Here is a 26,600-nt window from a genome sequence, read left to right as displayed (position 1 = left end):
AGCTATTAACAGGCTAATTTTGCGATCACTTTTGTTGCAGTTTTTGGCCTTAAACAGAAAAACCTAAATATTTAACTTATTAGCCTTTAAAGACTAATAAGTTAAAGATAATGTTTTTACCGATATGAATAAACGGTATGTTTATGGGCGGTTTCTACAAGGTAATAATTTTAGCTTACTTGATTTTTTTACGCTGCTAATGTTGATTGTTAATAACGCACAACAAGTGAATTTAGATTGCTGTTCATATTGGAACTTAGTCAATGAATGAAAAACATGATTCCCCTGTGTTAAGTTTCGTTGGCAACATACTCATAAAATCATAAAAATTAGCCGGATAGAGCTAATTATTTATGACTCTTCGGCCTTGTAACCAATTCTAAATCCTCCCCAATGTTTGCCGTTAACGTAAATTGGTGCAGAGAGATCATGCATCACCTCACCGGTATCACGCTTATATGTTTGCAGTAAAAAACTTTCAGTATTGTTGCCGCATCGCTTTCCTGTAGGGTCATTAAAAATGCGTTTGGTGCGATTACCAGCAAGATCTTGCTCCCGGTTTCCGCTTAAAGGCTGAGAAAATTTGATATTGTGGGTAGGGAAATACCCTCTTACATCTACAGCTCCGGCATAAATAATATCGGTATTATTTTTTAAAATGGCCTCTTGAATGCTAGGTAAATTGGAGTCAGTAAAACGGTCAAAACCAGTGGTAAATTTTTGAGGGTCGGTTTTAGGGATTGGCTGGTAATTTGAGTCAAATAATTGGGCTTGTGTGAGTGAACCTTTTAACAGAGCATTTTCAAAAACAGCTCCGACATCAGCCGCAGCATTGAGTGCGACATTAGCGATAATTGCGTGTTTATCCGATAAATCGAAACTTTGTAAATGACGAAATATCTGTTCGGCAAAGCCACTAAGCTCAAGAACTCGATCTGAAGCTTCTATTAAATCGGTATCAACTTTGAGTATAGAGGCCCCTATTCCTTCAATATTGGCACCTATGCCATTGGTGTTATCAACGGTAAAACCTACAGTTTGATCCATTTGCAGCATTTCGCTTGCTGCATCGGCCATGCTTTCTTGGCTTGCCTTTGTAAGAATATAAATCTCATTCATACGCTGAGAGAGTTTTCCCCCCATATCACTGACTCGTTGCATTGCTTGTACAGATTGAATGCTATTTTCACCAATTTCTGACAGCAATGATTCTATACCTTGCGTTGCTTCAGCCGTTTTATGTGCCAGATTACGAACTTCATCGGCAACCACGGCAAATCCTCTGCCTTGTTCACCAGCTCTAGCCGCTTCAATTGCAGCATTGAGTGCCAACATATTGGTTTGATCAGATAGTTTATTAATAGTGTCGGTGATACTGCTTATAGCGTTTGCTTTGTTGTTAAGTTCTATTAATAACACTGCAGTTGATTCAATTTCAGTAGACAAGCTGCGTTGTTGTTCATCAACTTGTTTTATTTCTTTGGCGTAGCTTGAAGCTTGGGTATTTGCCTCTTCAACCAGTAAACGTACTTTGGCTGATTGGCCTAACAGTTGTTGAGCACCTTGCTCTAAATTACCCGCACGCTCTGATATTTCTTGAACATGCTTAACTTGCAAACCCATTGCATGTGCTAGCTTTTCAATAAAAAATGACACTTCAGCCCCACCAATAGCAATTCGAGTGGCGGCTTTGCTGATACCACTCGCAACATGCTCATCGTGTTGAGATGACTCAAGGATTTCTGGGCTTATTTGTTTTTTGTGGGTAAGCAGTAGCGTGGCTACAGACGCGAGTGCGATCAATAATGCATACAGCCAAGGAGGTAAGGTTAAATAACTCAGCAGTACAGTGATGGCAAATACCACTAAACCATTAATCAAAATCATTCTATTTAGCATGAATACTCCAATCCATTTTTACTCAGATTAGCACTCTCTATGTCATTGTTGGCTATCGACTTTGGTCTAAGCGTTAATCGTCATCTCAACCGATGCGTTTAAAGCGTATCAATGACGTAATCGAGCCATTGCATGATCTTGTTATTGCACATTATTTTCATAGATTGTTTTTCAACAAGCATTGCGTGACCGATTCAAGTATTTGAGTGAAGTTTACCGATGCAACAATTTGACATAACAGTCAGTACTAATACCTAAAGCAGCACTAATGAAACGTTTTTTGTTATCAATAGACCACATAAATAGCATGTCGATTTACCGCAAAAAAACCAACGATTAGTTAAGAAAAGTCTCTTCACATTTGAATTAGATAAAGCGTTAGTGACTACATCAATTAAGTACAAATGTAGTTTATAGATTTTAAACGTCGATTTTACACGTTAGGCGTTAGGCAGAGTTGAGTGTTTGCAACTTCTTGTCACCTTTTAGACTAAATGGTCTGATCATTCAGCTTGTTTTTGGAAGAAATGGTTATGTTTTACACTGAATCAATGGAGCAGTTACTCATATCGTACAAAACAGCAAAGGTAATATGATTTACTCTTATCGAGGTCTATTTTTAATGCTTTGGCACTGCAAAGCTGCATAAAATTTATGCAGCCTCATGTTTATTATTGATGTAGTGATAATTTGCTACTTCCAGCGCCCGCTTGACCAAATAGAGAATAACAACCAAATCCCACCGACGGCAGCACTCAGAAATCCAAGTATGCCAAATAACGGCAAACCAAATAAAGTTGGTCCTCCATCAACTGTCATCACAATAGACGATCCAATAATCATAGCCGCTACCACATTGCCAATGGCGACTCGACTCGCTGCCCGGTCAAGTTGATTGCCAAAGGCTTTTAGTCTTGTGACATCAATATGCAGCTGAAATCTACCGCTACGGGCTGAACGTAAAAGTTGTTGTAAGTCTTGCGGTAATCCACTTAACAATTCACCGGTATCGACAATGGCTTGCCAACCTCTTTTAGCCAATGCGTCTGGTGCGTATCGTTGTAACATTAACTGGTGTAATAATGGTTTTGCTTCAGACACCATATTAAAGTCAGGATCTAATTGCAGGGCAACACCTTCAAGCGCAATTAATGCTTTGATCAATATAATAATATCAGGAGGTAAGCTGAGGCCATATTCTCTAAGCAGTGATATCAGTTCAGTCAACATCATGCTCAAATGGAAACTTTTTAACGAAACGCCATGATACTTATCAACAAATTCTTCTACTTCAAAAGTAAGATTCTCACTATTGAGCGGAGGATCGCCAGCCCAAGTCAGTAATACATCAACAACACGAGAAGCATCCAATTCAACCATGCTATGTAAAAGTTGCACCACTTGATGGCGGCGTTCGAAAGACAATCGTCCCACCATGCCAAAGTCAATAAATGCGATTCGATTTTCAGGCAGATAAAAAATATTACCTTGATGGGGATCTGCATGATAAAAACCATCAATTAAAATCATTTTCAACGCAGCTTGACCACCATACTTAGCTAACAGCTTCCTATCTAATCCAGCCTCCTCCACTGCTGCTATATTCCGTCCAGAAATACCATCAATAAACTGTTGAACATTGACGCGTTCACTGCACCACGACCAATACACTTTTGGAATAACGATATTAGGGTTACTTTTGAAATTGTTTGCCACCCTTTCAGCATTACGACATTCGGCCAATAAATCCAGTTCCCGCCTTAGAGAATGGGTAAATTGACGGACCACCTCACGAGGCCTAAAACGGCGTAGTGTCGGTGACTCTGACTCCATCACCTCTGCAATACGGGCAAGTAAACGTAGATCAGCTTCCATAACAGGTCTTATGCCTGGCCTGCGAACCTTAATAATGACTTCAGCACCATCGTGTAGGCGAGCCCGATGAACTTGGGCAATCGATGCGGCAGCAAAAGGGGTTGGATTAAATTCGGCAAAAGCCTGTTGCGGACTACAACCTAAGTCTTCCTGTAACTGTTTACAGATTAATTCAAATGATACCGGCGGCGCATGATTCTGCAATTTTTCAAATTCAGCAGTCCACTCTGGTGGAAATAGGTCTGAACGTGTAGCAAGGATCTGTCCTAGTTTGATAAAGGTTGGTCCCATTTCTGCTAGTGCATGGCAAAACCTAACCGGTGATTCTAACTGGGTTATTTCAGCTGCATGCTTCCAATGCAGAGCCTTACCGGCGACATTAAACACATTAGCAAGGCCAAGCCTGCGCAACACATCGCCGAAGCCATAACGAATTAAAACCGAAGCAAGCTCATTCAGTCGGCCAATATCTCGCGCGGTACCTAACGTTTCCCAAAGCATGCTTCACCCATTATTGACTCTTATTTGAGTTGGAATTAGATGTTGATTTCTCATCCAATTTTTGTGCAAAAGCATCAAGAAAACCTGCTGCCGCATAAGCGAGGTTACTTGTTATTTTTGCTGCAGAATCTACTCCAGCAGTCACTGTATCGTTTAACCGTTCACTGAATTGTTGGTTTAACAATATTGAAATTTCAGTTACTTTCTGGCCGACGGCGGTGCCGCTTACTCGACCATGACGAGCCAAATCATTTAAAGTAACGGATACCGCCTCATTAGCCTCTTTGGCTACGTCTTTTAACGTCTCTAAAAACATAACTTCAAGCTCACTAAGGTCATTAAGGGTGCGCTGTAAATCCTGTTTACTAAAGGTGTTAGCATGAGAACTGGCTTCTTCAACGGCTAATTTGGATGCCTCTACGGCAGAACATAAGGCATCCTCAAGCCCAGCAACCGCCTTAGTGAGCTGGTGGGATTGACCATCACGACTATGAATAACTGCACCTAAACCGGCACCTTTAATCACGCAGCGTGCAATCTGTGAGAGCTCATTGAGGACTAATTTTCCTTCACTCAATGCTTTAAGAGTAATGCACCGAACGGTGTCCCGAATATCCTTATCTGCCTCAACCGCCTCTTTAATGTCTCCTTCGAGATTGTCACGATGTTTATTGGTATCACTTTTAGCTTTACTCATATTGATTCACCTATAAAACGTCAGGCTGCTAGGACAATCCAAACATTATCGGTCTATTAATGATGCTATTTTACCTTTTTGCTAACCCACCTTGGCTAAGTAGAGCTGAAAGAATCTGATACATAACAGCAAATAAAAATAACACTTACCTAATAAATTTAAGTCAAATGTGTCGATGAAACCTTGATGCACCTCAAAGATGTCGTAAATAACGGACAATAATCACACAACCCTGAAACCTCACTTTTTTAAATGTTTATATTTATGTGAATGTTAAAAATCTAAATCCACTAAATGTCCGAAGCGGTCGAGAAGACGAACTGGAGTATTTTAAAATTAGCAACAATTCAAATATTTACTATTGCGTTGAGTGGCCGTTAAGTGATTGGATTGTAGATATTTTTAATAGAGTCAATTATGATACTCAGTTGAATTAAACTGAGTTCTAAGTGTATCAATGACCTCATCGACATATCGAATAACATCATCAATGCTGGTTTAATGGTCAATAGCCCTAAGCTGATACGATATTATTTTAGATAAAATTATCCTAACGCCGTTACTAAGTGATCTATCAATTTTCTAATCCGAGCTGTTAAATGACGTGCAGAAGGATATACAGCGTATAAGTTAAATACGCTAACCATCTTATCGTCAAACAACAATACCAACTCACCACTTTTAAGAAAGGGTTCAACGGTGTACAGCGGACAACGACCAATACCTAAACCTCCAACGGCCATATGCGCGACCGCCCGAGGCGAATTTGCCGTAAAAGACCCATTTACCCGATATTTTTGTTCTGTGCCAGCAACCGTAAAGGCCCAATGCTCCGGATCTGCTGACGATGATTGTAATAAACAATTATGTGTTGATAAATCGCTAGGATGTAATGGTTCACCATGTGTATTGATATATTCCGGTGATGCAAACACCACTAATCGCATAGTAAGCAACTTACGAGCAATAAGCGTAGAATTTTGCAGTGGACCAAAACGAATGGCGAGATCAAAACCTTCGTCAAGTATATCGACATGCTGATCGGACAGATGCAGATTGATAGACACTTTAGGGTGTGCAATTTGAAAAGGTCGAATCGCTTCTACCAATTCCCTTGACCCAAATCCTGTTGGCGCAGTAATACGAATAGGCCCCGCAAGTTCGGATTGACGCTCTTGAACTAAACCTTCTAACTCATCAAATTGATCAATTATAAACACGCAGCGTTCAAAATACGCGAGTCCTGTATCACTCAAAGTGACGCGTCTAGTTGTCCGATGAATAAGTTGCGCACCTAAACGGGCCTCTAACTGTCGCACATGCTTGCTGGCCAAATTAGTACTAATACCTAGCTGTTTTGCCCCCGCCGTAAACGATTTTTGCCCCGCTACAGCAACAAAAATACGCATACTATCAATCGTATCCATAGATGATCCTCACATTAGTAATGACCATTAATAACAGCCATTAATATTATATCCATAATAGAGATAATGTTTCAATAAAACAGGTCATTGTATTTATGCCGTGTGAACTTTATTCTTTTCTCACGCACAAATCATTCAACCCTTAAAGGAACACATCATGTCTAATGCCATTAAAATTCACAGTTTCCCACTTTCAGGTCATGCTCATCGCGTGCAGCTATTTGCGAGTGTCGCGGGGATTGCGCACAACATTATCCACGTAGATCTTCCTGCTGGGGAGCATAAACAAGCACCGTTTCTTACCCTTAACCCTTTGGGTTTGGTCCCTGTTATTGAAGACGGTGATGCAGTTGTTCACGACTCAATTTCAATCCTCATTTATCTGGCGCGTAAATATGCGCCTTCGTTTATCCCTCAAGATCTGCAACATGAAGCAGAAATGCATCGTTTTCTTGCGATGTCAGCGGGCGAAATCTCTTATGGCGTAGGCGCAGCGAGGTTAATTAATGTTTTCAATTCACCATCAGATCCGGTGTTTGCTAAAGCCACAGCAGAAAAAGCGTTAACAAAATTAGAAGCACAACTTATCGACCAAGATTATTTGGTCGCAAATAAAATCAGCTTAGCTGACTTTGCTATATACAGTTACGTTGCTCATGCACCTGAAGGCGATGTGTCATTAGCACCTTACCCAAATGTACGTCGCTGGTTAACAAACATTGAAGGGTTGAGAGGATTTGTTGCTATGCCAGCAACCAAAGCTGGATTAGTAGCATAAGACGACTAGCTCTTGGCAGCTCGCACATCCACTGCGGATTTTTGGTACCGATGAATTTGTGAGCCAGTCGTAGGGCATGTTGATTTATTTAATATCCAGTGCCACCGAAATCCCGCTAAGAGATGCCTATTATGCAAAACCAAACTCGCGATAAGACCCATCAAAAATCAGCTTTATCGCCATTTCATCCTGGTGAACAGAACATTCAGGATCGTGTTGGTAAACGCGCTGTGATGGAGAGTTTTGGACAACGCGCAATACGTCCATACATTCCAGAACAACATCGTGAGTTTTATCAACAACTGCCCTTTATTGTTGCTGGCAGTGTTGACCAACAAGGTTGGCCTTGGGCATCGATACTTTCGGGATATCCAGGATTTATAACATCACCAGACTCAACAACATTAACGATTAACGCATCGGCAATAGCTGGAGACCCTATCGCGCCACAACTAAGAAATGATGGTAGTCCTTTAGGGTTACTTGGTATTGAAATGCACTCTCGTCGTCGTAATCGTGTAAATGGCCGGGTTCATAAAATCAGTCCTACTCATTTTTCAATATCTGTCGATCAATCTTTTGGCAATTGTCCGCAATATATACAAAGCCGCAGTATTCAATTTAATAAACAATCTCACGTCACTAATCCGGCCTCTAACATAGAAGAATTTACGGTATTGAGTCATGATGTTAGTAAGATAATCCGTGATACTGATACCTTTTTTGTGTCCAGTTATGTGCCAGCTAAAGAACACCCAGAACATGAAGGTGTCGACATTTCACACCGTGGAGGACGGCCTGGTTTTGTAAAAGTAGACGGCAATACACTGACTATTCCTGATTATTCAGGCAACAATTTTTTTAACACTCTCGGTAACTTTTTGGTTAACCCTAAAGCAGGCTTGGTATTTATCGACTTTTCGACTGGTGACTTATTTATGTTAACCGGCACTGTCGAATTATTATGGGAAGACACTCCAGAAGTCAGCGCTTTTAAAGGTGCTGAACGAGCATGGCGTTTCACTCTCAGCCACGGAGTGACATTAAGGAATGCACTACCCTTTCGCGCATCGTTTACTGCGTATTCACCAAATACTTTAATGGCTGGTGATTGGGAACAAGCACATGCTTCACTGGCAGCTGAAGCCACAAGAGAATCGTGGTTATCTTATACAGTCAAACGTATTGAAAATGAGAGTAGTGTTATTCGTTCATTTTATTTAGAACCAAAAGACAACACCCCGTTAGTGTCTTCAAAAGCGGGGCAGTTTTTAACGGTGCGCCTTACCCCACCCAATGCAAACACAGCCGTGATAAGAACTTATACCGTATCATCAACACCAGACGACATGTATTACCGCATTTCAGTTAAACGAGAAGCTAATGGCACTATTTCGCAATGCTTACACGATAATGTGCGCGTCGGCGATGTTATTGAAGCTAAAGCTCCTTCGGGTAATTTTTATATTGATGCAGCAGAAAAGCGCCCGGCCGTATTAATCGGCGCAGGCGTAGGGATTACGCCGATGATTTCGATGACCTCGCATATCCTAAATGAAGCTGAGCGTACCCGTCATTTAAGACCATTGACCATATTACACGCCGCCAAAACGACCCAACAACGCGCTTTTACACAAAACTTCCGTGATGCTGAAATAAAATCTAATGGTAAAATTCGATACTATTCAATTATCACTCAGCCTAATGAGCAGGAAAAAATAGGCTTTGATTTTAATGCAATCGACCACATTACCGCCGATACACTTCGGCAAATATTAGCACTAGACGATTATGATTTTTACTTATGTGGTCCACCTGCGTTTATGCAAGCACTCTATGATGAAATACGCAGTTTAGGAGTACGTGATGCACGTATTTTTGCCGAAGCGTTTGGGCCTGCGGCACTTATTCGCCAAATCGATAATGAATCAATGTTACTTGAAGAAAAAATGTTACTTGAAGCAAAAAAGTCACTTGCAGCAGAAAACGAAGCCAATGAAGCCGTCATCAAATTTGTTAAGTCTGGTTTTGAACAAAGATGGAACGCAAATGATGCGACACTTTTAGAAACAGCAGAAAACCATGGGCTCACGCCTAACTTCAGTTGCCGTAACGGAACTTGCGGCACGTGCGCAGTAAGACTGCTAAAAGGATCAATCACTTATCGAACTAAGCCAGTGGTCACTCCAACCGAAGGTGAGGTATTGCTTTGTTGTGCGGTTCCTAAAAAACAATCATCACACAGCAATTTAAATGAAATAAGCATCGTCGAAATCGATTTATAAGCGTTGTAACACATAACGATACCGCCATTGATGAATGAACGTTATGAAAATAAAACCACAACGGCCTGCTTTCACCGCAGTATCCACTTGCCAAAAGATAGCACGCCATAATATACCGCTACAGCAACGGTATTATGGTGTGCTTCTGGTATTTGATTTCATTTGCTCATCTAAAGTCATGTACGAGGCAATAATATTACCTCTATTTAGGTGGCTAAAATACCATGTCACTACACAATTACTTGTCGTACTTCTTTATGTAGAGGGCCATGATTTTTTATTTGTAGGTTCCTCTTATTGGGTAATTGTTTTGTGGATTACGGATAAAACCTAAACCCATAATCATTGACTTCAGCTCTGGGCGAGAGAAAGGAACATTCGATATATCAATAATTTGTGCCTGTTTTTTATCATTAATAATAAACAATCCGGGTTCGGCAAAAGGTCGGTCAGTTTCTTCCGGCGAGCGAGGATTTGAAATATACACCCCGATTTTTTGCATTTGTTCAATACTTAAGCCGTACGCCACATCAAATAAAGGCTTAACCAGCTCCATTTGAGCCATCGCTTTTTCTATGGGGTCGGCGGATACAGCTACAACATCAACACCTAACTTCTTGAATTCAGGTAACAGCTCGTTCAACGTCGATAGATATTGAGTACAAATGGGACAGTGCTTACCGCGATAAACAACCACCATACGCCAATCGCAACCCTCTGCCGGAACAGCCGTAAGATTAATTTCACCACCACCAAGCAGCGCTAGAGTGATGTCTGGAAAGGTTTGTCCTGCTACTAATTTAGATGAGTTCATGTTTATTCCAATGTTTTGTAGTGAATATTATAAAAACAAAATAATGCCACGGTGTCAATATTTCATAGTGATCGTTACAAAATTATATTGCCAATATAGACAACTTCCTAGAGCATAATCATTACCTTACCGAGGTTAATGGGTTTTAATTAATTGAATTATGTATCATTTGATACTAAAATAAATCATTAAATCCACAGCGTTGAGGTATCCGATATGATTCAAAATAAGGCTGGTAGGCCACGCGCTTTTGATCGTAGCGAAGCACTTTTGTCCGCCATGCATGTTTTCTGGAAACAAGGATATGATGCCGCCTCCATTAAAGATTTAACCCAAGCAATGGGTATTAACAGCCCTAGCCTTTACTCGGTTTTTGGTGACAAACGTAAACTCTATTTAGAAGCTATAAACTGCTACGCCACAATTGATGCATGCGCACCATTAGTAGCCTTTGAAACAGAACCCGATATTAACCAAGCTGTCCGCTCGTTCATGATTGCAGTGATTGATTACAGTACTGCAAATGGTAGCGGCGCAAAAGGCTGCTTTCTCAGTTCCAGCGTTGCTACAAGTGCTGGCGAGGTCGAGGGAGCACAAGAACTATTACAAAGAGCAGTATTAGATACCGATGCGCGATTATCGCGACGCTTTGAGCTAGAAAAAGCAAGAGGTGTTTTACCTGCCAATTTTCCATCATTAGCACGTGCAAAGCTTATGTTTGATATTCGACAGGGCTATGTATTTCGTGCCCGCGCGGGATTCGAATCAGAAAGTATGAAACAAGATGTCGAGTATAGAGTGCACATGATATTAGCAAGCTCTTGACTGTATCAAAACAAAATTGCCAGCCAATTTTAAGCAACAACCTAATCCAAAGCGCCTGCATGAATGTTTATCTTTCATTCATTAAAGTAAATCCAGCCACCATTTAAGCTTCATCGGAACGCTTAATTTAGTCGACACCTTTGAAGAGTATTTAAAGGTCTGTGTGTCTCAGGCCCGCGAGGTTCTTGTGTAATGGTCTAATGAATCTGATGGGAGTCTTTCATCAACACAAAAAAGCTTCATCATGTCTGATAAAGCTTTATCGTTAAATGTTGAAAACAGATAGATTGTTTTTATAAAGGGTACCCCTTGGGTTCAAAGTCATCGTATTAAATATTAAATTAGTCTCCTAGTTTCAATTAATTGCAGCAATTTCAAGAAGAAAAAACTGCAATGACTAACTGATATTGACTATATTTTCATATTGAAATAGATAACTTACTCCAAGAACACTTTTTAAACAAACAACCTAAACACGACAACCAAACACCTCATAGAGAGGTAATAATGTTATCTATCATTATGGCCATAATGAGTATGCAGATTTTGCTCATGTTCAAGATCGAAAGGCACTGATGGATCGTACGTGGGAGCATCTTTCACTTGCTGCTGCGTCATATCAACATAAATTTTAGAGGTAGGCCAACTCACCTCTTTAATCGATTTGGGCGCAATCAAAACCAGATGACCCAACCACCAATTACTGGTGTTAATAATCAAATAACGAATAGCCCAAGTGTCGATATCTATTAACATACCTTGCAAATGACCCAATTCACCGTCTATGGCATCAAGGTGATAACCCGCCACGGCATGACTGCTGCGTAGATGATGATCATTATCCCGTGATAGTGCTGCCTCAACATCTGCGGACATCTCTGGGTTATCTAAGTTATCTGGCTTTGGCGCGACACTATAATAACCAGTTGCCATCATGTTTGGACTGGGCTCACTTCCCCAAATACCAGTGTTACCCCAGTATTGTGAGTAACCATAATATTCCATATGATCGACCTCATGCTGCCTAGAGACTGGTTTCTCGCTATCGATGTCAGGGCTGTTTTTTACCTGCTCTCTTGAGATTGTGACAGCAAGCGTCTTTTGTTCCTGATTAAATTCTTTGATTGATATGGGTGAAAGCAATATTTTTTTGCTTGATAACCAAGAACCCGTTTCGACTACCAAATATCTAATCACCCAATGCTTGTCATCAAAATAAAAATCTTTGGTTAATCCAATATCGCCATCAGAGGCGTGAATAGATAAATTTTGTAAATCATTCAATGTATGTAACATGATGTATTTGCTCCAGATTAAAGATGGCAAACAATAAATCATTGCTTTCCTAATAGAGTGGATGTCTATCAGCTTGCACCAAATTTTCTATTCAATCTGTTCGGTGTCGCACCGATGGAGCATGAATAATAGTTTAATCTGGAGTTATCTATAAACTTTTAAGGTGAACGAGCATGACTGACATAGAAAAATTAGAGTTAGCGGCCCATCGCAGCGATATCATCGAAGACGTCAACAATTTGATTGAGAAATATCGCGCTATTTTTGGATGGGATGTACCCGATATCGATGAAAAAGTGGCAAACAGATTAATTTTGGATGAAGTTCGTCAGGCGCTTGATGATATTCAAAATGATTAAATTGTAAATATCAGTCAAAGCACTTCAACATGTGAGTTTAGGTCGACGAAAAATCAGATGTTAAATGCATTTTGCATCAGACTGCACATAAGCTTAAAGCACATAAACTTAACTAACTCCGGCGGCAAAAGCCGAATGTATAGCCACTAGAAAAATGGCTTTTGCAATCACTTTGCTGCTCAGCCCTTTTATGCCATCCATCTTCACAAAACAGCAGCCTTAGCAGCTGACTTGCGGCCTAAACGTAATCGCTGTAGGCCGTTGTTTAGTCTCTTTCCTATGAGCGAAACCAGCTTTGCAAAGGTCTTTTTTACTATCTCCCCCCCAACTAAACATCCTGTCGATGAGTATAAACACAACTCATAAATACAACTCAACATGCAATGCCTTTTGAACGAAAAATAATGGTTCCACTCGCCTGCTGTGATCGCAAATCACGCTAAACAAGGCATTTTAACCCTCTCGATTCAACAAACTCTGTTATATTGATAACAAGATTACTTAAGTATTATGTAATATTGAATAAAATCAATATCATAAGAAAGATCATAGCAAGTAGTGAATGTCTCACTTTAATATATTGAAAGGTTATCAATGATTGACCCAAATGAGAACGCATTACTTAAAGCATTACCTGAAGCGACAAAACAGCGCTTATTTCCACAGTTAAAGATAATAAAACTGCCCTTAGGTAAAGTTATTTATGAAGCTGGTCAAAACCTTGAAAATGTCTATTTTCCCATTGATAGTATTGTCTCTTTACTGAATGTTCTCGAAGATGGCGCATCGGCAGAAATATCTGTTGTCGGCAATGAAGGTTTAGTGGGCATTGCCGTGTTTATGGGGGGAGAAAGCACCATAAATCGCGCCATAGTTCAAAGCGCAGGCCGAGCCTATAAATTGTCCGCATCGATATTGTTCGATGAATTTAACGACAATCAAAACCTTCGCGAACTGTTGTTACGTTATACTCAAGCACTGATGGCACAAATGGCGCAGACGGCAATATGTAACAGGCACCATTCTATCGACCAGCAACTTTGTCGTTGGCTGCTGCTATCACTTGATAGACTGGCTAGCAACAATCTCACAATGACCCAAGAGTTGATCGCCAACATGTTAGGAGTCAGACGAGAAGGCGTAACTGAAGCCGCCGGTAAACTGCAAAAACTTGGGGTAATCAACTATAAGCGCGGTCAAATTACCGTGACCAACAGACAAAAACTCGAAACGCTGTGCTGCGAATGTTATGCCGTGGTAAAAACAGAAACCGATAGACTAGAAACCTATTAACTAATCATCTATTAACTAAATTATCTATTAACTAAATCATCTATTAACTAAATCATCTATGCCAAGCTACCCCTCATTGGTGGCTTGACATGGTATATTTGGCCATCTTGTCGTTTATAACAAATCATCCCAAACATTAAAAACAATAACGTCATGCCCTTTCTATATCCTCCCAAGCAAGATTAATCGGCTTCACAGCTAGACGCTTAAAGTGCTATGAATTAATTTCATTCAAACTCAGCGCTGTGAAACTATAGCATTGTTAAACCATAGCATTGTTAAACCATAGCATTGTTAAACCATAGCATTGTTAAACCATAGCATTGTTAAACCATAGCATTGTCAAACCATAGCATTGTCAAACCATAGCATTGTTAAACCACAGCATTGTCAAACCATAGCCACCTAACCCATCGATTTAGTTAAACTCTCGATAACTATGCCGCTATCTTAGATAACTAAGCTCGTTCGCCATCTTATGCCGTTGCCATATAGGGTATTGCTTGTGAAATATTAATATTTTCAGTTTGCTAGCCCCTAGCTGTGCAACCGTTACACCGGTGCTGCCATCGAAATGGTGCGAACCAGCTTCTTATTAACGAACTGCTGAATGCCCATTTCGCCGAGTTCGCGGCCATAACCGGAATCTTTAACGCCGCCGAACGGAAGCGCGGCATCGGTCCAATCAATATTGTTGATGAACATCATACCGGTATCAATCTGACTGGCGACGCGTTTGCCACGAGCGGCATCTTCGGTAAACACAGATCCACCAAGTCCGAAGTCAGAATCGTTGGCAAGCGCTATGGCCGCGGCTTCGTCCTTGACCCGAAAAATCAACGCAACTGGGCCGAAGAACTCAGTGCGATAAGCAGGGTTGCCTGGCGCAATGTTGGTCAGTATCGTGGTCTGCATGAAAGAGCCCGGGCAGTCGATACGCTTGCCGCCCATTAACACCTTAGCACCATGGGCTACAGCATCATCGACCTGCTTCAAAATATTAACCAGAGCGGCTTCTTGCGACATCGGTCCCTTGGTCGTTGTTTCGTCCATCGGATCGCCAGGTTGCTGAAGTTCAAGCGCGGTTTGAAACTTTTCGATGAATTTGTCAGCAATCGAATCGAGCACAATAAAGCGTTTAGCAGCACAGCAGGTTTGTCCCTGGTTGTACATACGGCCCCAAACAGCCCAGGGAATAGTGTTGTCGAGATCAGCGTCATCAAGCACGATAAAGGCATCACTGCCACCGAGCTCCATCGACGAGGGTTTGAGGTTTTGCCCTGCTCGGGCGGCAACGCTTCTGCCAGCGGCAAAACCACCTGTCAGTGCCACGCCCTTGACGCGCGGGTCGTCGATAATCTGGTTAGACTGTTGGTGCGAAACCAGCAGATTTGTGTACAACCCCTCAGGTGCGCCCGCATCAATCAACAACTGCTCAAAGGCAATAGCACATTGGGGTACATTGCTGGCATGTTTCACCACCAAAACATTGCCCGCCATCAGTTGCGGGCCTGCGACACGAGCAAGTTGATAAAAGGGAAAGTTCCACGGCTCGACGCAGAAAATCACGCCTATCGGGCTGCTTTCCATATGGGCTTCGCCATGTTCCGGGTCAAGTTGCTCTGGAGCTAAAAACGCTTCTGCGTGGTCTGCATAATAGCTGAGGATTTTACCACTGAAATTGACTTCGCCACGGGCTTCATCAATTCGCTTGCCCATCTCCAGTGTTGCCAGCTTGGCATAGTCATCAGTATGCGCATGCAGAAGTTCTGCAGCCTTGGCCATAATAGCGGCGCGTTGCTTATAGCTGGTGTTTTTCCATGTCTGGTAACAGGCATGCGCAGTGGCAAGCTTGATCTCAAGCTGTGCATCACTGATTTCATCAAAGGTCTTCAATATTGTTCCGTTATTGGGATTAATGCTTTTGTAAGTCATAGTGAAATCCTGTTTCAATTTGGTCTTATGGACGCCGCAAGCTTCTACTGAATTGTGCTACCTCGGCGATAACTTTTGGCGTTAACGCTCTGGAGAAGTCGCGAGAGTTGGATAGTCGGTATAACCCTTGGCGCCAGGTACATAAAAAGTCGCTTCGTCTGGCGTGTTGAGCGTTGCATCTTGGCGCATCCGAGCGACGAGATCAGGGTTAGCCAAAAACGGACGGCCAAAGGCTACCAGGTCGCCATGTTTATCGCGTAACGCCTGTTCAGCGCTTTGATGATCAAACCCTCCAGACAGAATGAACAGACCATCGAAACCAGCGCGCAGCTTAAGCTTAAAGTCGGCGGGTACCGTTGGTGCCCCCATGGATGAATGATCAACCAAGTGGATGTAGAGAAGCCCCTGTGAGGAAAGTGCCTTAGTCAATGCCAGGTACTGCGTTTCTATGTCGGGGAATGCGCCGGTGCCATTGAACACACCGTAAGGAGAGAGCCGGATACCAACCCGATCGTTGCCGATGGCTGCCACTGTCGCACGCACAATCTCCAGCGCGAGTCGGTTGCGGCCTTCAATGCTGCCGCCGTAACCGTCAGTGCGCAGGTTGATCAGCGGATTCAAAAACTGTTCGATTAAGTAGCCGTTGGCGCCGTGTATTTCGACACCGTCGAAACCTGCCTCCAGCGCGAGCTTCGCTGACGTCACATACTCATTTATCACATGAGCGATGTCGGCCTCGGTCATTTTGCGGGGCGTACTGTGGGGCTGCATCCCTAGGGTGTCGGTATACATCTCGCCGGGACATGCCGCGGCATCTGGCCCGAGTATTTCGGCACCTGTTGGCAAGTTGTCGACATGCGCGACTCGACCGCAGTGCATCAACTGTAAGAAGATTTTACCGCCTTTGGCGTGTACCGCTGATGTGCTTGCCTTCCATGCATTCATCTGCGTGCTATCGAAAAGACCGGGGATGCGTGGGTAGCCCAGTCCGTTCGGGCTGGGCGAAGTGCCCTCGGTAATAATCAGTCCAGCCGTCGCACGTTGGCCGTAGTACGTTGCCATCAGCGCGTTAGGCGTGTGCTCAGGCGTAGCCCGACTGCGTGTTAACGGCGCCATTACCATGCGATTGGATAGCTGCAGCGAGCGGTTAGAAAATGTTTCGAAAAGCATAAGCTAGATATCCTGTTATGTATGATGAGGATGAATCCTGCCGAACCCGAGGAAAAGATCATTGCGGCAAGTCCTGAGAACTACAGCTTGCGCGCTGGCTTTTAGCTGGTCTGTTCGTTAGAACACATACCCACAAATGACGCCTGCAGAGCTAATAGGGTCATTGGCTGGCAGAAAGTTCGCTAGCGAACAGATGAAATGTCGTCAATCGCATATTGTATGTGTGATGCTTACTCGTCAGACATGAGAGCCAAGATGATTTATGAAGGAGTTTCACTGAATGCTGCGACTTCTGTATTTGGATCTGGCTTGGCCTGCTTGTTCGCACCCCTACTACTGAGCGGAGGAATACTATGCTAACCAGACCAATGATACCGACAACACTTTGGGGCTCAACATCCCGACGCGTTACTGAACTGACCCTACTTGCGATACTAACCCTATGTGGGCCGTCTGCTACTGCTACTGCAGGCGATGGACCATGGCCGTCATTTACAGCAACGGCGCTTAGCGGCGAAAAAGTTGACAGTAACAAACTGATAGGTCAACCGACACTGCTCATACTTACGCCATCTCGCAATGCCGCAATATCCACTCGGGAGTGGGTTAACACATTGCGCTCAGAGATAGATCATAGTAAATATCGGGTTCGCGACGTACTGGCTGTCAATTTACCCTTCTTTATGTCGGAAGAAGATGTCATTGGCCGAGCCAAAGAACAAGTGCCGCAGCGCTATCACGATCAAACCTGGATTCTCAACTCACAGATCATGGAAAGCGCGTTGGGTGTGCCCTCCGATAGCGAAGAGGCGGTCATTGTTGTTTTGGATAAGAACGGTAATCTGATATCGCAGGTTCATGGTAAAGTCACGGCGGCGCGGATGAGTGAAATCACCAATGCCTTGCAGAGCCTGACTAGTGACTAACCGCCTCCGTCGCCGTCCATTATCACTGTAATATCGCTTTGCCAATATCATATTGGTCGGGCTTCTATGTATCGTTATCGAGTTTTGAAAGAATGTTTTGCGATTGCTGATAGCAAAATTATATGAGTTATAGTGAACGATGAGATTGTAAATAGAGTGCGTTGGATGTATACCCAAGAAAAGCTAGCGAATTGGTCAACAAAAAAATGAATCTTGTATGCTAGGGTCTGTTGATCTTTGCTGGTTAAATTTTGTTCGAGATAAGAGCGTTTTAATCGAGGCGAGTGGATTGCTGCCTAGCAATCTAAGCACTACTCGCTTAATGAAGATTTTCTCAACAAAGAGTAAAACGTTTTTAGCCGAACCCTTCGGGCAGCGTTTGTTGCTCATTTTTACTGCGTTATCGACTTTTTATGTAGAATAAAAAGTCTCTGCCTTGTACAAATGAGCAACAATTCGCTGCAAAACCAACCTTGAAAGATCAACAGCCCCTAGTATCCGTCTAATTTACATAAAACTAATCTTTCCCAACTAATGCGCTCAATGCAAACTGACCGTCCAACGATTCACGCACCTTGGACAGTCGCATTTCGAGCCGCGCGCGATCATAACTGGATTCAAAGCAGCGAGCGGTCAACTCTGCAATCAACTGCAACTGTTGGTCAAGTGCTCTCAAGCGGCTCGGACAGATCGTTAAACTTCCGATGGTCTCGAAGGCACCGAGCATGCGTACCAGTATCGCAAGATTCTTTTCAGCGCTACTTCGAATCTGGTCGAAAGCATCGGCCAATAGACTATCAAAGCTCGGAACCATCGCCACCATTCGCAGAGTGTCTCCCTCATAATGGTACAATGGCGGAAATTGTCGACTGGCCAATCGAGCCATAATCGAGGTGAGATAATCCACGCACATCACTGCCGTTGAAGTGTCGTTAACCCCGGGGGACAGCGCTTTTATGGCCATATCCACAATCTGTCGAATACCGAAAGTAGGATCCTGATCCACTGTGCGATGGCTACCAATACTGTAAGCTGTATTCAAAGCATCAATGAGTTTCTGCTCTGGCGGGTAAGTAAGAGCTAGCGACACCAGAGCCGTATCTTGGACAATGAACGAGCCGATGCCTTGCTCCATACGCACTATGGTTCTGTTGTCACTCGCCAAGCAAATTAATGTATTGTTGTTCACGCCTAAAACGTAACCACTGCGAGCTGCCGGCACGGGATACCAGACCCGCTCATCCAGAGACTTTAGTATCGGGTGTCGCATTTCATCTTCATCAAGTTCCTCATCCGGTTTTATCGGCAGCAACTTATCTATGGCAGCATTGGTTTCCTGAGCGACCGAAGCAATGATGCTTGATGCCTGGATAGACAAGGCAATATGATGAATAAAATAGATAAGGACCCCCACACCACCAAGCGACATCACAAAGGCAAAAAACACCGCAAGACTGGGCACAAATTCATCACCACCACCACTGCCACGAATGGTGCGTAAGACTATAAGACAATAAGCGAAAATGCTCGCAAAAACCCCCAGTGTTGCTTGCGTGACACTGTTACGCATGAAGTTCCTCAAAATGCGAGAGGTGTACTGGCCCGACGCAAGCACTAGGGCCAGCAGTGTCATGGAGAAGGTGATCCCCATTACAGTCATCATCGAACCAGCCAAGGTGGACAACATCTGGCGAGCGCCTTCTGCACCGACCCCAAACAGTCGTGGCCACTGAATTAGCTATTGGTTTAAACCGGCAGACTCTACTTCGATCAACACAACCGCTAAGGTCATACTGACAGCGACCATCAGTGAAGGCATGAACCAAAAGCTCGATTGCAGATTCCCCCAAAACTGTCTTAACTTAATCATGTGGCCACTCCTAATTTGAATTTTCAACATGTATCGTCGTGCTTAAGGAACTAGGCTTTCTTCTTAACCAAACTAATTATGAATAACAAAATAACAGCGCCTATAGTAGCCATAATGATAGAGCCTAATAAACCGCCTGTTGATATGCCGAGTAAGCTAAATATAAAACCACCTACTACAGCACCAACAACTCCTACAATAATATTGCCTATGACACCAAATCCTCCGCCCTTTATTATGTTGCCTGCAAGCCACCCTGCCAAAGCGCCTATTCCCAAAAATATGAGTAAACTAATAATGTCCATGTTGCACTCCTGTGCTAATTTATAGTTCGCCTATTTGGCGCAATGACCATGCTGTTTATTTGAATCTGGAGGTAGCCGACTTCAGCGAATTGCCAAGCGAGTTCCACGCACCATCCATACCTGCCTTGAGCTCCTCCCATGCACCGTCACTCGATTCCTTAAGTTCGGTAAGTTTGCTGTTGGCCGATTTTTGCATCGTTCGCAGTTCCTCGATTTGTTTGTAGTACTCAATTTGTGCATCGGCCTCCGCGTGATCAGCTTTGGCCTTGAGCTTATCGATCTCTGCGCTCCACTGGTCTAATTGTGCCTGTAGTTTTTTTTGGTAAGCTTCTTTCTTGTTCATGGTTAAACTCCTTTGTCGTTGTGAGACCTATTAGGGCCGATATTGATGTTATGGCACTTTTAATGTCGCTCATCCCTTCTGGATAGCGCTAAGATCAATCAAGATATGATCAGATCAAAAACCACAAAATAAGCAATAGAACGACACATAAAACCACAGAATCTAGAAGCTGCGGTGCTTTAATTAGATACAAGATGTCATCGATTTTCGATAACAATTTAATCCATCTGGGTCGATATTGATCCAATACGTTAACTCGTTTATCTATCGCTTTGGCCGCTCTTCTGCCACTTTCAACAGCACCTTCAATACTCCAGACTTGAGCCTGAGTCTTAGTGTGGGCTCCGGCCAAGAATAGATTAAACACTGGTGTTTTTTGAGATGGCATAAATGCTTGAGTGTTGGTGGTGTTTACCCACTTTGGCTGTAGCGGCGTTATTCCATCACGGGAAAAGTGCCATTCATGCCACACTTCAACTTTTTCAATTGTAAAATCTTTCAACTCTTTGCCGTCATTCGCTTGTTTAATCAATTGATTTAGTGCACCGCAACTCAAGATTTGAGCCTTCACTTCTTCGATAAATTCTTCTTTGGTGCAGAGATTGACGGGCTTATGGAATATCCTCCCAGGGAAGCCGCCAATACAAGACGTGCCAGTCCAAAGAGATTTGATGTTTTGCCCCAAATCCACATCCTTGTCCCAAACTTGTTCTTCGGCGAACACGGTCAAATTAAATTCTGAATCACTGATCACCGCTGCAGTCCGCTTTCGAGGAAGTTTGATTTCGTCTGAAAATGCTAACCGAAAAGAGACTTGAGTGTGTGGGCCGTCTTGAACAAGCGGTGTAAACAATTTTAATTCTTCTTGGCGCTCAAGCGCGGGAGTTTTACTTAAAATATCAACCATCAAGTAAGGATTGATGGCCACAACATAAATATCGCCTTTGATCTCCTCATCACCGACAAAAGCGGAGACTATTTTGCTGCCGTCGAACACTAATTTGGTGAGCGGTTTCTGCCAATAGAATTTCACGCCCTTGTGTGCAAGGTGTTTAACCCAAGGATTGAACAAGTATTCACTACTGGGCCCTTTTAGGAGTAGCCAACCGTCTCCGGCACCTTGCTGCCATGCGGGTCCATCTTGATCAGATTTATGCTGGTGCGCGGGCTTTGTCGTAAATTGCTTTCTAAAAAAATCCCCTGCGGTGTGCAGTGACACGTTGGACCAATCAGAGCCAATCCAAGGACCGAAACAAGAACGCCACGCGTTATAACTTTGCACGCTAAGCATAGGTTTCCAAGCTTGAGCCGCATTCACCTTGGCATATACCACATGGCTTCGATGATTTGAGGTCCAAGTCTTTAACATTAAATAGCACGCTCTGGTAAACTCCCAATTGCTCATGCCAAACATCTTGTTAATACTTTTAAATCCCTCATCGTAAAATTGCGCCTGACCAGCATCAGGGAATATGCCAAAATCAATGGGCCGAGACAGGGCCAAATCATAAACGCTGCCCTCTTCGTTGAATGGAATTTTTTTCATCAAATCAAAAACATTATGGTACCAAGGTCCCATGCCATGCCAAGAATACTCGGTCGGTATATTGTCGTGACTAAGGCGTGAACTTCTGAAGAATCCTCCCGGCTCATCAGCCGTTTCATAAACTGAAACAAGATACCCCAGTTCGGCCAGCTCATGTGCGGCGCTTAATCCGGCAATGCCAGCCCCAAATATAACGACAGATTTCATTATTTATCTCCATGATTAAAGTTCGTCCTAGGGAGTGAGCCCCTACACAGCTGCATTCAGGCTGTCTCGGGCAGTTAGCACTAGAAGGTAGTATTGGGTTATTTTCATCCGTGGTTGTGGTTTTTTGGCTCGATAGGGTTATGTCGTAAAAATAGGATCTCAACAAGCAGAATAACCAACATGACAACACCAGCGACACCTAACACCAATGGATCGCTGTTTATCTTGATCCAGACAAAACCGGCTAGAACGATCAAGTCAAGGATAATCGCGACCATAGGGAATGCGCGTTTAGCACCGACTTCGTCTCGCAGGTGACGTAAAACACCCCAGTGGATCGCCATGTCCATAATCAAATAAAAGATGATACCCATGGCCGCAATCCGCGTCAGGTCAAAAAATATGGTCAACAGCAAACCTAAAATGACGGTATAAACCAGGGTGTGCTTTTGGATGCTACCGGGCATGCCAAAATGGCTGTGGGGAACGAGTTTCATAGCAGTCAGCATTGCCAACATCCGCGAAACCGCAAATATACTGGCAATAACACCGCCTGCTGTTGCTATCATGGCCAAAACAACCGTAAACCAGACCGCGTATTCGCCCAGTGCAGGCTTTGCGGCTGCAGCCAACGAGTAATTTCTTGTTTCGATGATTTGCGCTAGTGATAAGTTACTTGCGACGCCAAAACCGACGAGCGTATAAATTACCACACAAAGACCGATGGAGATCATGATAGCTCGGCCCACATTTCTGTGAGGGTCAGTAAGCTCTGAACCACTATTGGTAATGGTGGTAAAGCCCTTAAAGGCCAAAATACCCAGCGCGGTTGCACCAATAAAACCAGCTATTGTTGCACCAGAAGTTGAGGCGTCTGGACTGACTGTTGAGAAATCGACTTCAACCGTGCCAGCTACCATTACGCCAACGATACCGAACAAAACGATACCGCCAATCTTAATAAAGCCGAGCACCGACGCGACACCTTCGATCATCTTGTTGGCGGATAAATTGATCAGAAACGCCACCAGCAATAATCCAGCACCCAGTGTTGGCACTAACACGCTGCTATCATCGATACCAAACAGCTGTAATGTATAAGTCCCAAAGGTACGCGCCAGAAAACTCTGGGCAATCACCATAGAAAAATACATCAACAGGGAATGAAAGGCGGTTGTCACCGTGCTGCCATAGGCTTTTTTTAGGTACATGGCAATCCCACCGGCGGAAGGATAAGCATTGGACAATTTTACGTAAGAGTATGCGCTGAATAACACAACCACCGCAGCCGAAAGAAAAGCCAGCGGGAAAAGACTTCCGGTCATCTGGGCCATCTGCCCTGTCAAAGCAAATATGCCAGCACCAATCATAACGCCGGTGCCAAGCGCAACCGCACCAACTAATGTCAGACTATCTTTTTGATAATGTGACTTTTTATCTTCATGGTCATGCATACGCCCTCCGTGATTTGTCTTTTATATAAGCAACTTTTTATCCTGCTATCCTAAAGTGCCTGTTTCAACAACGAGAAAGCGAACACACCAAGTTTCATCATCGAAATAAACGTCTTTGATATGACCAATGTTGCCATCTGTAGCACTGATGACATAGTCCTCTATATGGTTAACGGTGCGTAAAATAAACACCGTCTCCTTCGAATGTTAAATGTACCAACATGAGAGCGATACAGAACTATTAAAAGGTAAAAGCGGCAACGCTGTCTGTACGCTATCAAACGTTGGTGTCATTTTCATGCGATTGACGAACCGCTCTGTGTCTATGTATCCGAGTTAGTTGCCAAATCAGGACTATTGATGAATGTGTTAACGCACGGACACCAGACCGAACGTTATTCACCGTAGAAGAACCGTCGGCAATCTTGCCGACGGTTAGAAAAATGCTGGAAGAGGATATGAATACAGTTATTAAACCTTCGTTTTAGCGTTCGGTCTGACTTTGGCGTTGCTGCCGTGTAGTTGCTGCTGTGTAGTTGCATGGCGCGGGCTGACAGCATGTCTCAGGAGATGACCTACTTCAGTGTCGCTTGCAGGGTAATATCCTCAACACCGGCAAGAGCCTTCGATACCGGGCAGTCACACTTTGCCGCAGCCGCAATCTCCTGAAATTTCGCCTCGTCGATGCCTGCAACCTCTGCGCTCATCGTCAACGCGATGCGGTCTATAACAAAACCTTCGCCTTGTTTAGCGAGACGAACGCTGGCCTTAGTGTCGATATTGGCGGTGGCAAACCCTGCCTTATCACAGGCGAATGAAAACGCCATCGTAAAACACGCGGCATGGGCTGCGGCTAGTATCTCTTCAGGGTTAGTGCCACTTCGGTCATCCTCGAAGCGACTACCGAAGCCGTAAGGATATTGCTTCAGTGCACCGGTCTCGGTACTTATTTTACCTTGGCCTTTCTTACCTTGACCTTGCCACTGGATAGTTGCTATTTTTTCAATCATGGTCTGTCTCCTAAATATCAAATTTCTCAAGAAGGGTTTCACTTTTTGACAGTAATGGTAATTATTCCCTTGTTATTAAAGCATTTATAGCTTATCTGATTACCATAAGCCGGTTGTCACAAACAGATGTAATCTGGTCAGTTTCGGCGCTAAGGATTGGGTAAACTGAGACGACTTATACTTTCAATGTATGTCAGTCTGGACTTGACCATAGGTATTCGTCTGTGCGATATCCAACAGATGTGACGGCTCGAAGCCGCTAATCTGATTACGTAGAATAACGCTGGGGCGTTGCAGAACCTCATGTTCCAATCGAAGACATGCTTCTCAACTTCACCTCTGTACACTTCCGTTTCAGCACCAACTTGCCTCATCTGTTGGATGCTTCAAAAGCTCTTCAATATTAGCAAGAATTACGCCGAAACCTATGTTGCCATACAATGTTTGACGCCCACCATCAAGGACATATGAAGGACTACCGTTAATGCCTTGGCTCTTTGATTTTTGATAATCACCCATTAAAGACGCCATAGCAGAGCCATCACCAATGCTGGTATTGATGGTGTTTAGGTCTAGTCCATTGGCGTTAACTAAATCACAGAGGACTTCAAGGTTGCCTATATCCAAGCCATCAACAAAAAATGCGGTTCGAAATGTTAGCGCCATATCGATACTTGTCTTTTTATCATAAGTAATCTCTACCGCTTTAAGCATCAAATGCGCATTGGCTGAAGTGGTGGGTCTAACTTGCGTCCATACTTTTGGGTTTATATAAGCATATTCAAAGGCAGATGCTGACTGTTGTATGTGCTCAGCAAAGCCAATAAACCCGCCTTTTGATTGCCATTGAGTGTTTATTTTTGTCGGTACATCACCAAAAACGTCAACGTAGTAACATTTAAGTTCGATTTTGTGTCCCAATTTTTTATTAAGTTCATCAACACGTTTCTGAGCAATCCAAGCCCAGACACAAAGAATGTCAGTGTAATAATCTATGATTAAGGTTTTATCCATTTGGCATGTCACTCCTTCATCTGAGGATCTTTAATCGCACGGTACGATAACATCAGAACTTCAAATCATGTCATCAGCCAATCTGACTGTCTGTGCGACTGCGTACATACACTTATTTACAGGCATTTCTACGCCATTGTATGTACACAGGCATGTAGACATAGTGCTGAAAAGGAAGTGTTTTTGTCGCGACTGTCGATAAACTTGTTAGCAAGTTCAACCAAACAAATACGACTATGTTTGTCCTTACAGGCATCAATACTCGAAGTTTTAACCGGCGTAAAACCAATGAGGTGGTAAACAGCAAACAAAGTGAGTAATGCCCTCGATGAGTGCGATGAGCAACGAAGTTAACGGGCGGAGAGCATAAAAAAGCCATTCAATGGCTTAATAAATTAACGATTTCCCTAACGGTAAAACGCCGTTTTATTGGTGTTTTCATCGCGATATAGGCTGCCGTAATCATAATTAATAGGTTGTGCCATGTTATCGTGATGTTATTACACCCAACCGTTCATGTAGATACATACAAGCTATGGTAAATTTACACTCACCTTGCAATTGTTAGTATCTTGTTGTTTTAATTTGGTAAACCTATCACGACCTATGACAGAGAAAAACTGAAATTGAAACCAAGGCATCATCTATGCGAAAGCAAATCGCAAACAGATAGCACGTGAACAGACCAATTTAAACACGTTTCCTGCGGATCTACAGTCGGTGTCTATTTTTATGTACGGATCGCCTGGGGCCGGCAAAAAAAAGCTTCAA

The 26,600-nt window shown here is 43.3% G+C and carries 23 protein-coding genes; 6 read left to right on the top strand and 17 right to left on the bottom strand.

Translation table 11 applies throughout. The annotated features are described in order from the left end of the window. Positions 1 to 351 precede the first annotated feature (351 nt). The 4 genes from AAEY99_RS02660 to AAEY99_RS02645 form a co-directional block, all read right to left on the bottom strand. Positions 352 to 1,899: a methyl-accepting chemotaxis protein gene (locus AAEY99_RS02660; RefSeq protein ID WP_101088461.1), complete on the bottom strand. Its 1,548-nt coding sequence runs from the start codon at positions 1,897 to 1,899 to the stop codon at positions 352 to 354. Between the two features lie 693 nt (positions 1,900 to 2,592). Beyond that, a complete protein-coding gene (locus tag AAEY99_RS02655) occupies positions 2,593 to 4,275 on the bottom strand; it encodes an ABC1 kinase family protein (protein WP_351008966.1) in 1,683 nt (560 codons plus the stop codon). Positions 4,276 to 4,285: 10 nt separating this feature from the next. Then, the gene (locus AAEY99_RS02650; RefSeq protein ID WP_351008964.1) at positions 4,286 to 4,972 is read right to left on the bottom strand and encodes a DUF6781 family protein; all 687 of its coding nucleotides are present in this window, start codon (positions 4,970 to 4,972) and stop codon (positions 4,286 to 4,288) included. A 545-nt stretch (positions 4,973 to 5,517) separates the two neighbouring features. After that, entirely contained in the window at positions 5,518 to 6,399 is an 882-nt protein-coding gene (locus tag AAEY99_RS02645; protein ID WP_101088464.1) for a LysR family transcriptional regulator, read from the bottom strand. 157 nt (positions 6,400 to 6,556) lie between these two features. Between AAEY99_RS02645 and AAEY99_RS02640 the strand changes: the two genes are divergently transcribed. Together AAEY99_RS02640 and AAEY99_RS02635 are read left to right on the top strand one after the other, a co-directional pair. Then, on the top strand, positions 6,557 to 7,177 hold the full coding sequence (locus tag AAEY99_RS02640; RefSeq protein ID WP_182744387.1) for a glutathione S-transferase family protein: 621 nt from the start codon (positions 6,557 to 6,559) through the stop codon (positions 7,175 to 7,177). A 131-nt stretch (positions 7,178 to 7,308) separates the two neighbouring features. Further along, entirely contained in the window at positions 7,309 to 9,462 is a 2,154-nt protein-coding gene (locus tag AAEY99_RS02635; RefSeq protein ID WP_351008961.1) for a pyridoxamine 5'-phosphate oxidase family protein, read from the top strand. 277 nt (positions 9,463 to 9,739) lie between these two features. Here the strand turns inward: AAEY99_RS02635 and AAEY99_RS02630 are convergent, their stop codons facing one another. Beyond that, positions 9,740 to 10,276, bottom strand: a complete 537-nt coding sequence (locus AAEY99_RS02630; protein WP_162022977.1) for a peroxiredoxin-like family protein — start codon at positions 10,274 to 10,276, stop codon at positions 9,740 to 9,742. 216 nt (positions 10,277 to 10,492) lie between these two features. Here AAEY99_RS02630 and AAEY99_RS02625 point away from each other — a divergent pair, with 216 nt between their 5' ends. Further along, positions 10,493 to 11,101 (top strand): TetR/AcrR family transcriptional regulator, encoded by a 609-nt coding sequence (locus tag AAEY99_RS02625; RefSeq protein ID WP_192114794.1) that lies wholly within the window; start codon positions 10,493 to 10,495, stop codon positions 11,099 to 11,101. A 510-nt stretch (positions 11,102 to 11,611) separates the two neighbouring features. Here the strand turns inward: AAEY99_RS02625 and AAEY99_RS02620 are convergent. Next, positions 11,612 to 12,397: a PRC-barrel domain-containing protein gene (locus tag AAEY99_RS02620; protein WP_182744389.1), complete on the bottom strand. Its 786-nt coding sequence runs from the start codon at positions 12,395 to 12,397 to the stop codon at positions 11,612 to 11,614. A 173-nt stretch (positions 12,398 to 12,570) separates the two neighbouring features. Between AAEY99_RS02620 and AAEY99_RS02615 the strand changes: the two genes are divergently transcribed. Continuing rightward, a complete protein-coding gene (locus tag AAEY99_RS02615) occupies positions 12,571 to 12,756 on the top strand; it encodes a hypothetical protein (protein WP_162022975.1) in 186 nt (61 codons plus the stop codon). A gap of 594 nt (positions 12,757 to 13,350) precedes the next feature. After that, positions 13,351 to 14,049, top strand: a complete 699-nt coding sequence (locus AAEY99_RS02610) for a Crp/Fnr family transcriptional regulator (protein WP_101088470.1) — start codon at positions 13,351 to 13,353, stop codon at positions 14,047 to 14,049. A gap of 552 nt (positions 14,050 to 14,601) precedes the next feature. Here AAEY99_RS02610 and AAEY99_RS02605 read toward each other — a convergent pair. Together AAEY99_RS02605 and AAEY99_RS02600 are read right to left on the bottom strand one after the other, a co-directional pair. Then, entirely contained in the window at positions 14,602 to 15,984 is a 1,383-nt protein-coding gene (locus tag AAEY99_RS02605) for an NAD-dependent succinate-semialdehyde dehydrogenase (protein ID WP_162022974.1), read from the bottom strand. An 81-nt stretch (positions 15,985 to 16,065) separates the two neighbouring features. After that, positions 16,066 to 17,154, bottom strand: a complete 1,089-nt coding sequence (locus AAEY99_RS02600) for an alkene reductase (RefSeq protein WP_351008959.1) — start codon at positions 17,152 to 17,154, stop codon at positions 16,066 to 16,068. 353 nt (positions 17,155 to 17,507) lie between these two features. Here AAEY99_RS02600 and AAEY99_RS02595 point away from each other — a divergent pair, with 353 nt between their 5' ends. Next, positions 17,508 to 18,080 (top strand): peroxiredoxin family protein, encoded by a 573-nt coding sequence (locus AAEY99_RS02595; RefSeq protein ID WP_192114792.1) that lies wholly within the window; start codon positions 17,508 to 17,510, stop codon positions 18,078 to 18,080. A 517-nt stretch (positions 18,081 to 18,597) separates the two neighbouring features. Here the strand turns inward: AAEY99_RS02595 and AAEY99_RS02585 are convergent. From AAEY99_RS02585 to AAEY99_RS02545, 9 genes are all read right to left on the bottom strand, one after another. Then, positions 18,598 to 19,800 (bottom strand): DUF2254 domain-containing protein, encoded by a 1,203-nt coding sequence (locus AAEY99_RS02585; RefSeq protein ID WP_351009013.1) that lies wholly within the window; start codon positions 19,798 to 19,800, stop codon positions 18,598 to 18,600. An 18-nt stretch (positions 19,801 to 19,818) separates the two neighbouring features. Next, a complete protein-coding gene (locus tag AAEY99_RS02580; protein ID WP_351008956.1) occupies positions 19,819 to 19,950 on the bottom strand; it encodes a hypothetical protein in 132 nt (43 codons plus the stop codon). Positions 19,951 to 20,000: 50 nt separating this feature from the next. Continuing rightward, positions 20,001 to 20,255 carry a GlsB/YeaQ/YmgE family stress response membrane protein gene (locus AAEY99_RS02575; RefSeq protein WP_123777473.1) on the bottom strand — a complete coding sequence of 85 codons (255 nt, stop codon included), beginning with the start codon at positions 20,253 to 20,255 and terminating at the stop codon, positions 20,001 to 20,003. A 55-nt stretch (positions 20,256 to 20,310) separates the two neighbouring features. Continuing rightward, the gene (locus AAEY99_RS02570; protein WP_162022971.1) at positions 20,311 to 20,598 is read right to left on the bottom strand and encodes a sll1863 family stress response protein; all 288 of its coding nucleotides are present in this window, start codon (positions 20,596 to 20,598) and stop codon (positions 20,311 to 20,313) included. Positions 20,599 to 20,707: 109 nt separating this feature from the next. Beyond that, positions 20,708 to 22,351, bottom strand: coding sequence for an FAD-dependent oxidoreductase (locus tag AAEY99_RS02565; protein ID WP_351008954.1), 1,644 nt, complete (start codon positions 22,349 to 22,351; stop codon positions 20,708 to 20,710). Between the two features lie 104 nt (positions 22,352 to 22,455). After that, positions 22,456 to 23,805 carry an APC family permease gene (locus tag AAEY99_RS02560; protein ID WP_351008953.1) on the bottom strand — a complete coding sequence of 450 codons (1,350 nt, stop codon included), beginning with the start codon at positions 23,803 to 23,805 and terminating at the stop codon, positions 22,456 to 22,458. A gap of 45 nt (positions 23,806 to 23,850) precedes the next feature. After that, complete coding sequence (locus tag AAEY99_RS02555; protein ID WP_351008950.1) at positions 23,851 to 23,997, bottom strand: PRC-barrel domain-containing protein; 147 nt, start codon at positions 23,995 to 23,997, stop codon at positions 23,851 to 23,853. 383 nt (positions 23,998 to 24,380) lie between these two features. Beyond that, entirely contained in the window at positions 24,381 to 24,815 is a 435-nt protein-coding gene (locus AAEY99_RS02550) for an OsmC family peroxiredoxin (RefSeq protein ID WP_123777477.1), read from the bottom strand. Between the two features lie 354 nt (positions 24,816 to 25,169). Then, positions 25,170 to 25,829, bottom strand: a complete 660-nt coding sequence (locus AAEY99_RS02545; protein WP_335692150.1) for a DsbA family oxidoreductase — start codon at positions 25,827 to 25,829, stop codon at positions 25,170 to 25,172. Positions 25,830 to 26,600: the final 771 nt, after the last annotated feature.

The sequence above is a fragment of the Shewanella sp. S1-58-MNA-CIBAN-0166 genome, assembly GCF_040310085.1.
GTDB lineage: Bacteria > Pseudomonadota > Gammaproteobacteria > Enterobacterales > Shewanellaceae > Shewanella.
Note: the sequence above shows the minus strand (reverse complement) of the source record. Positions and strands in the feature narration are given on the sequence as shown.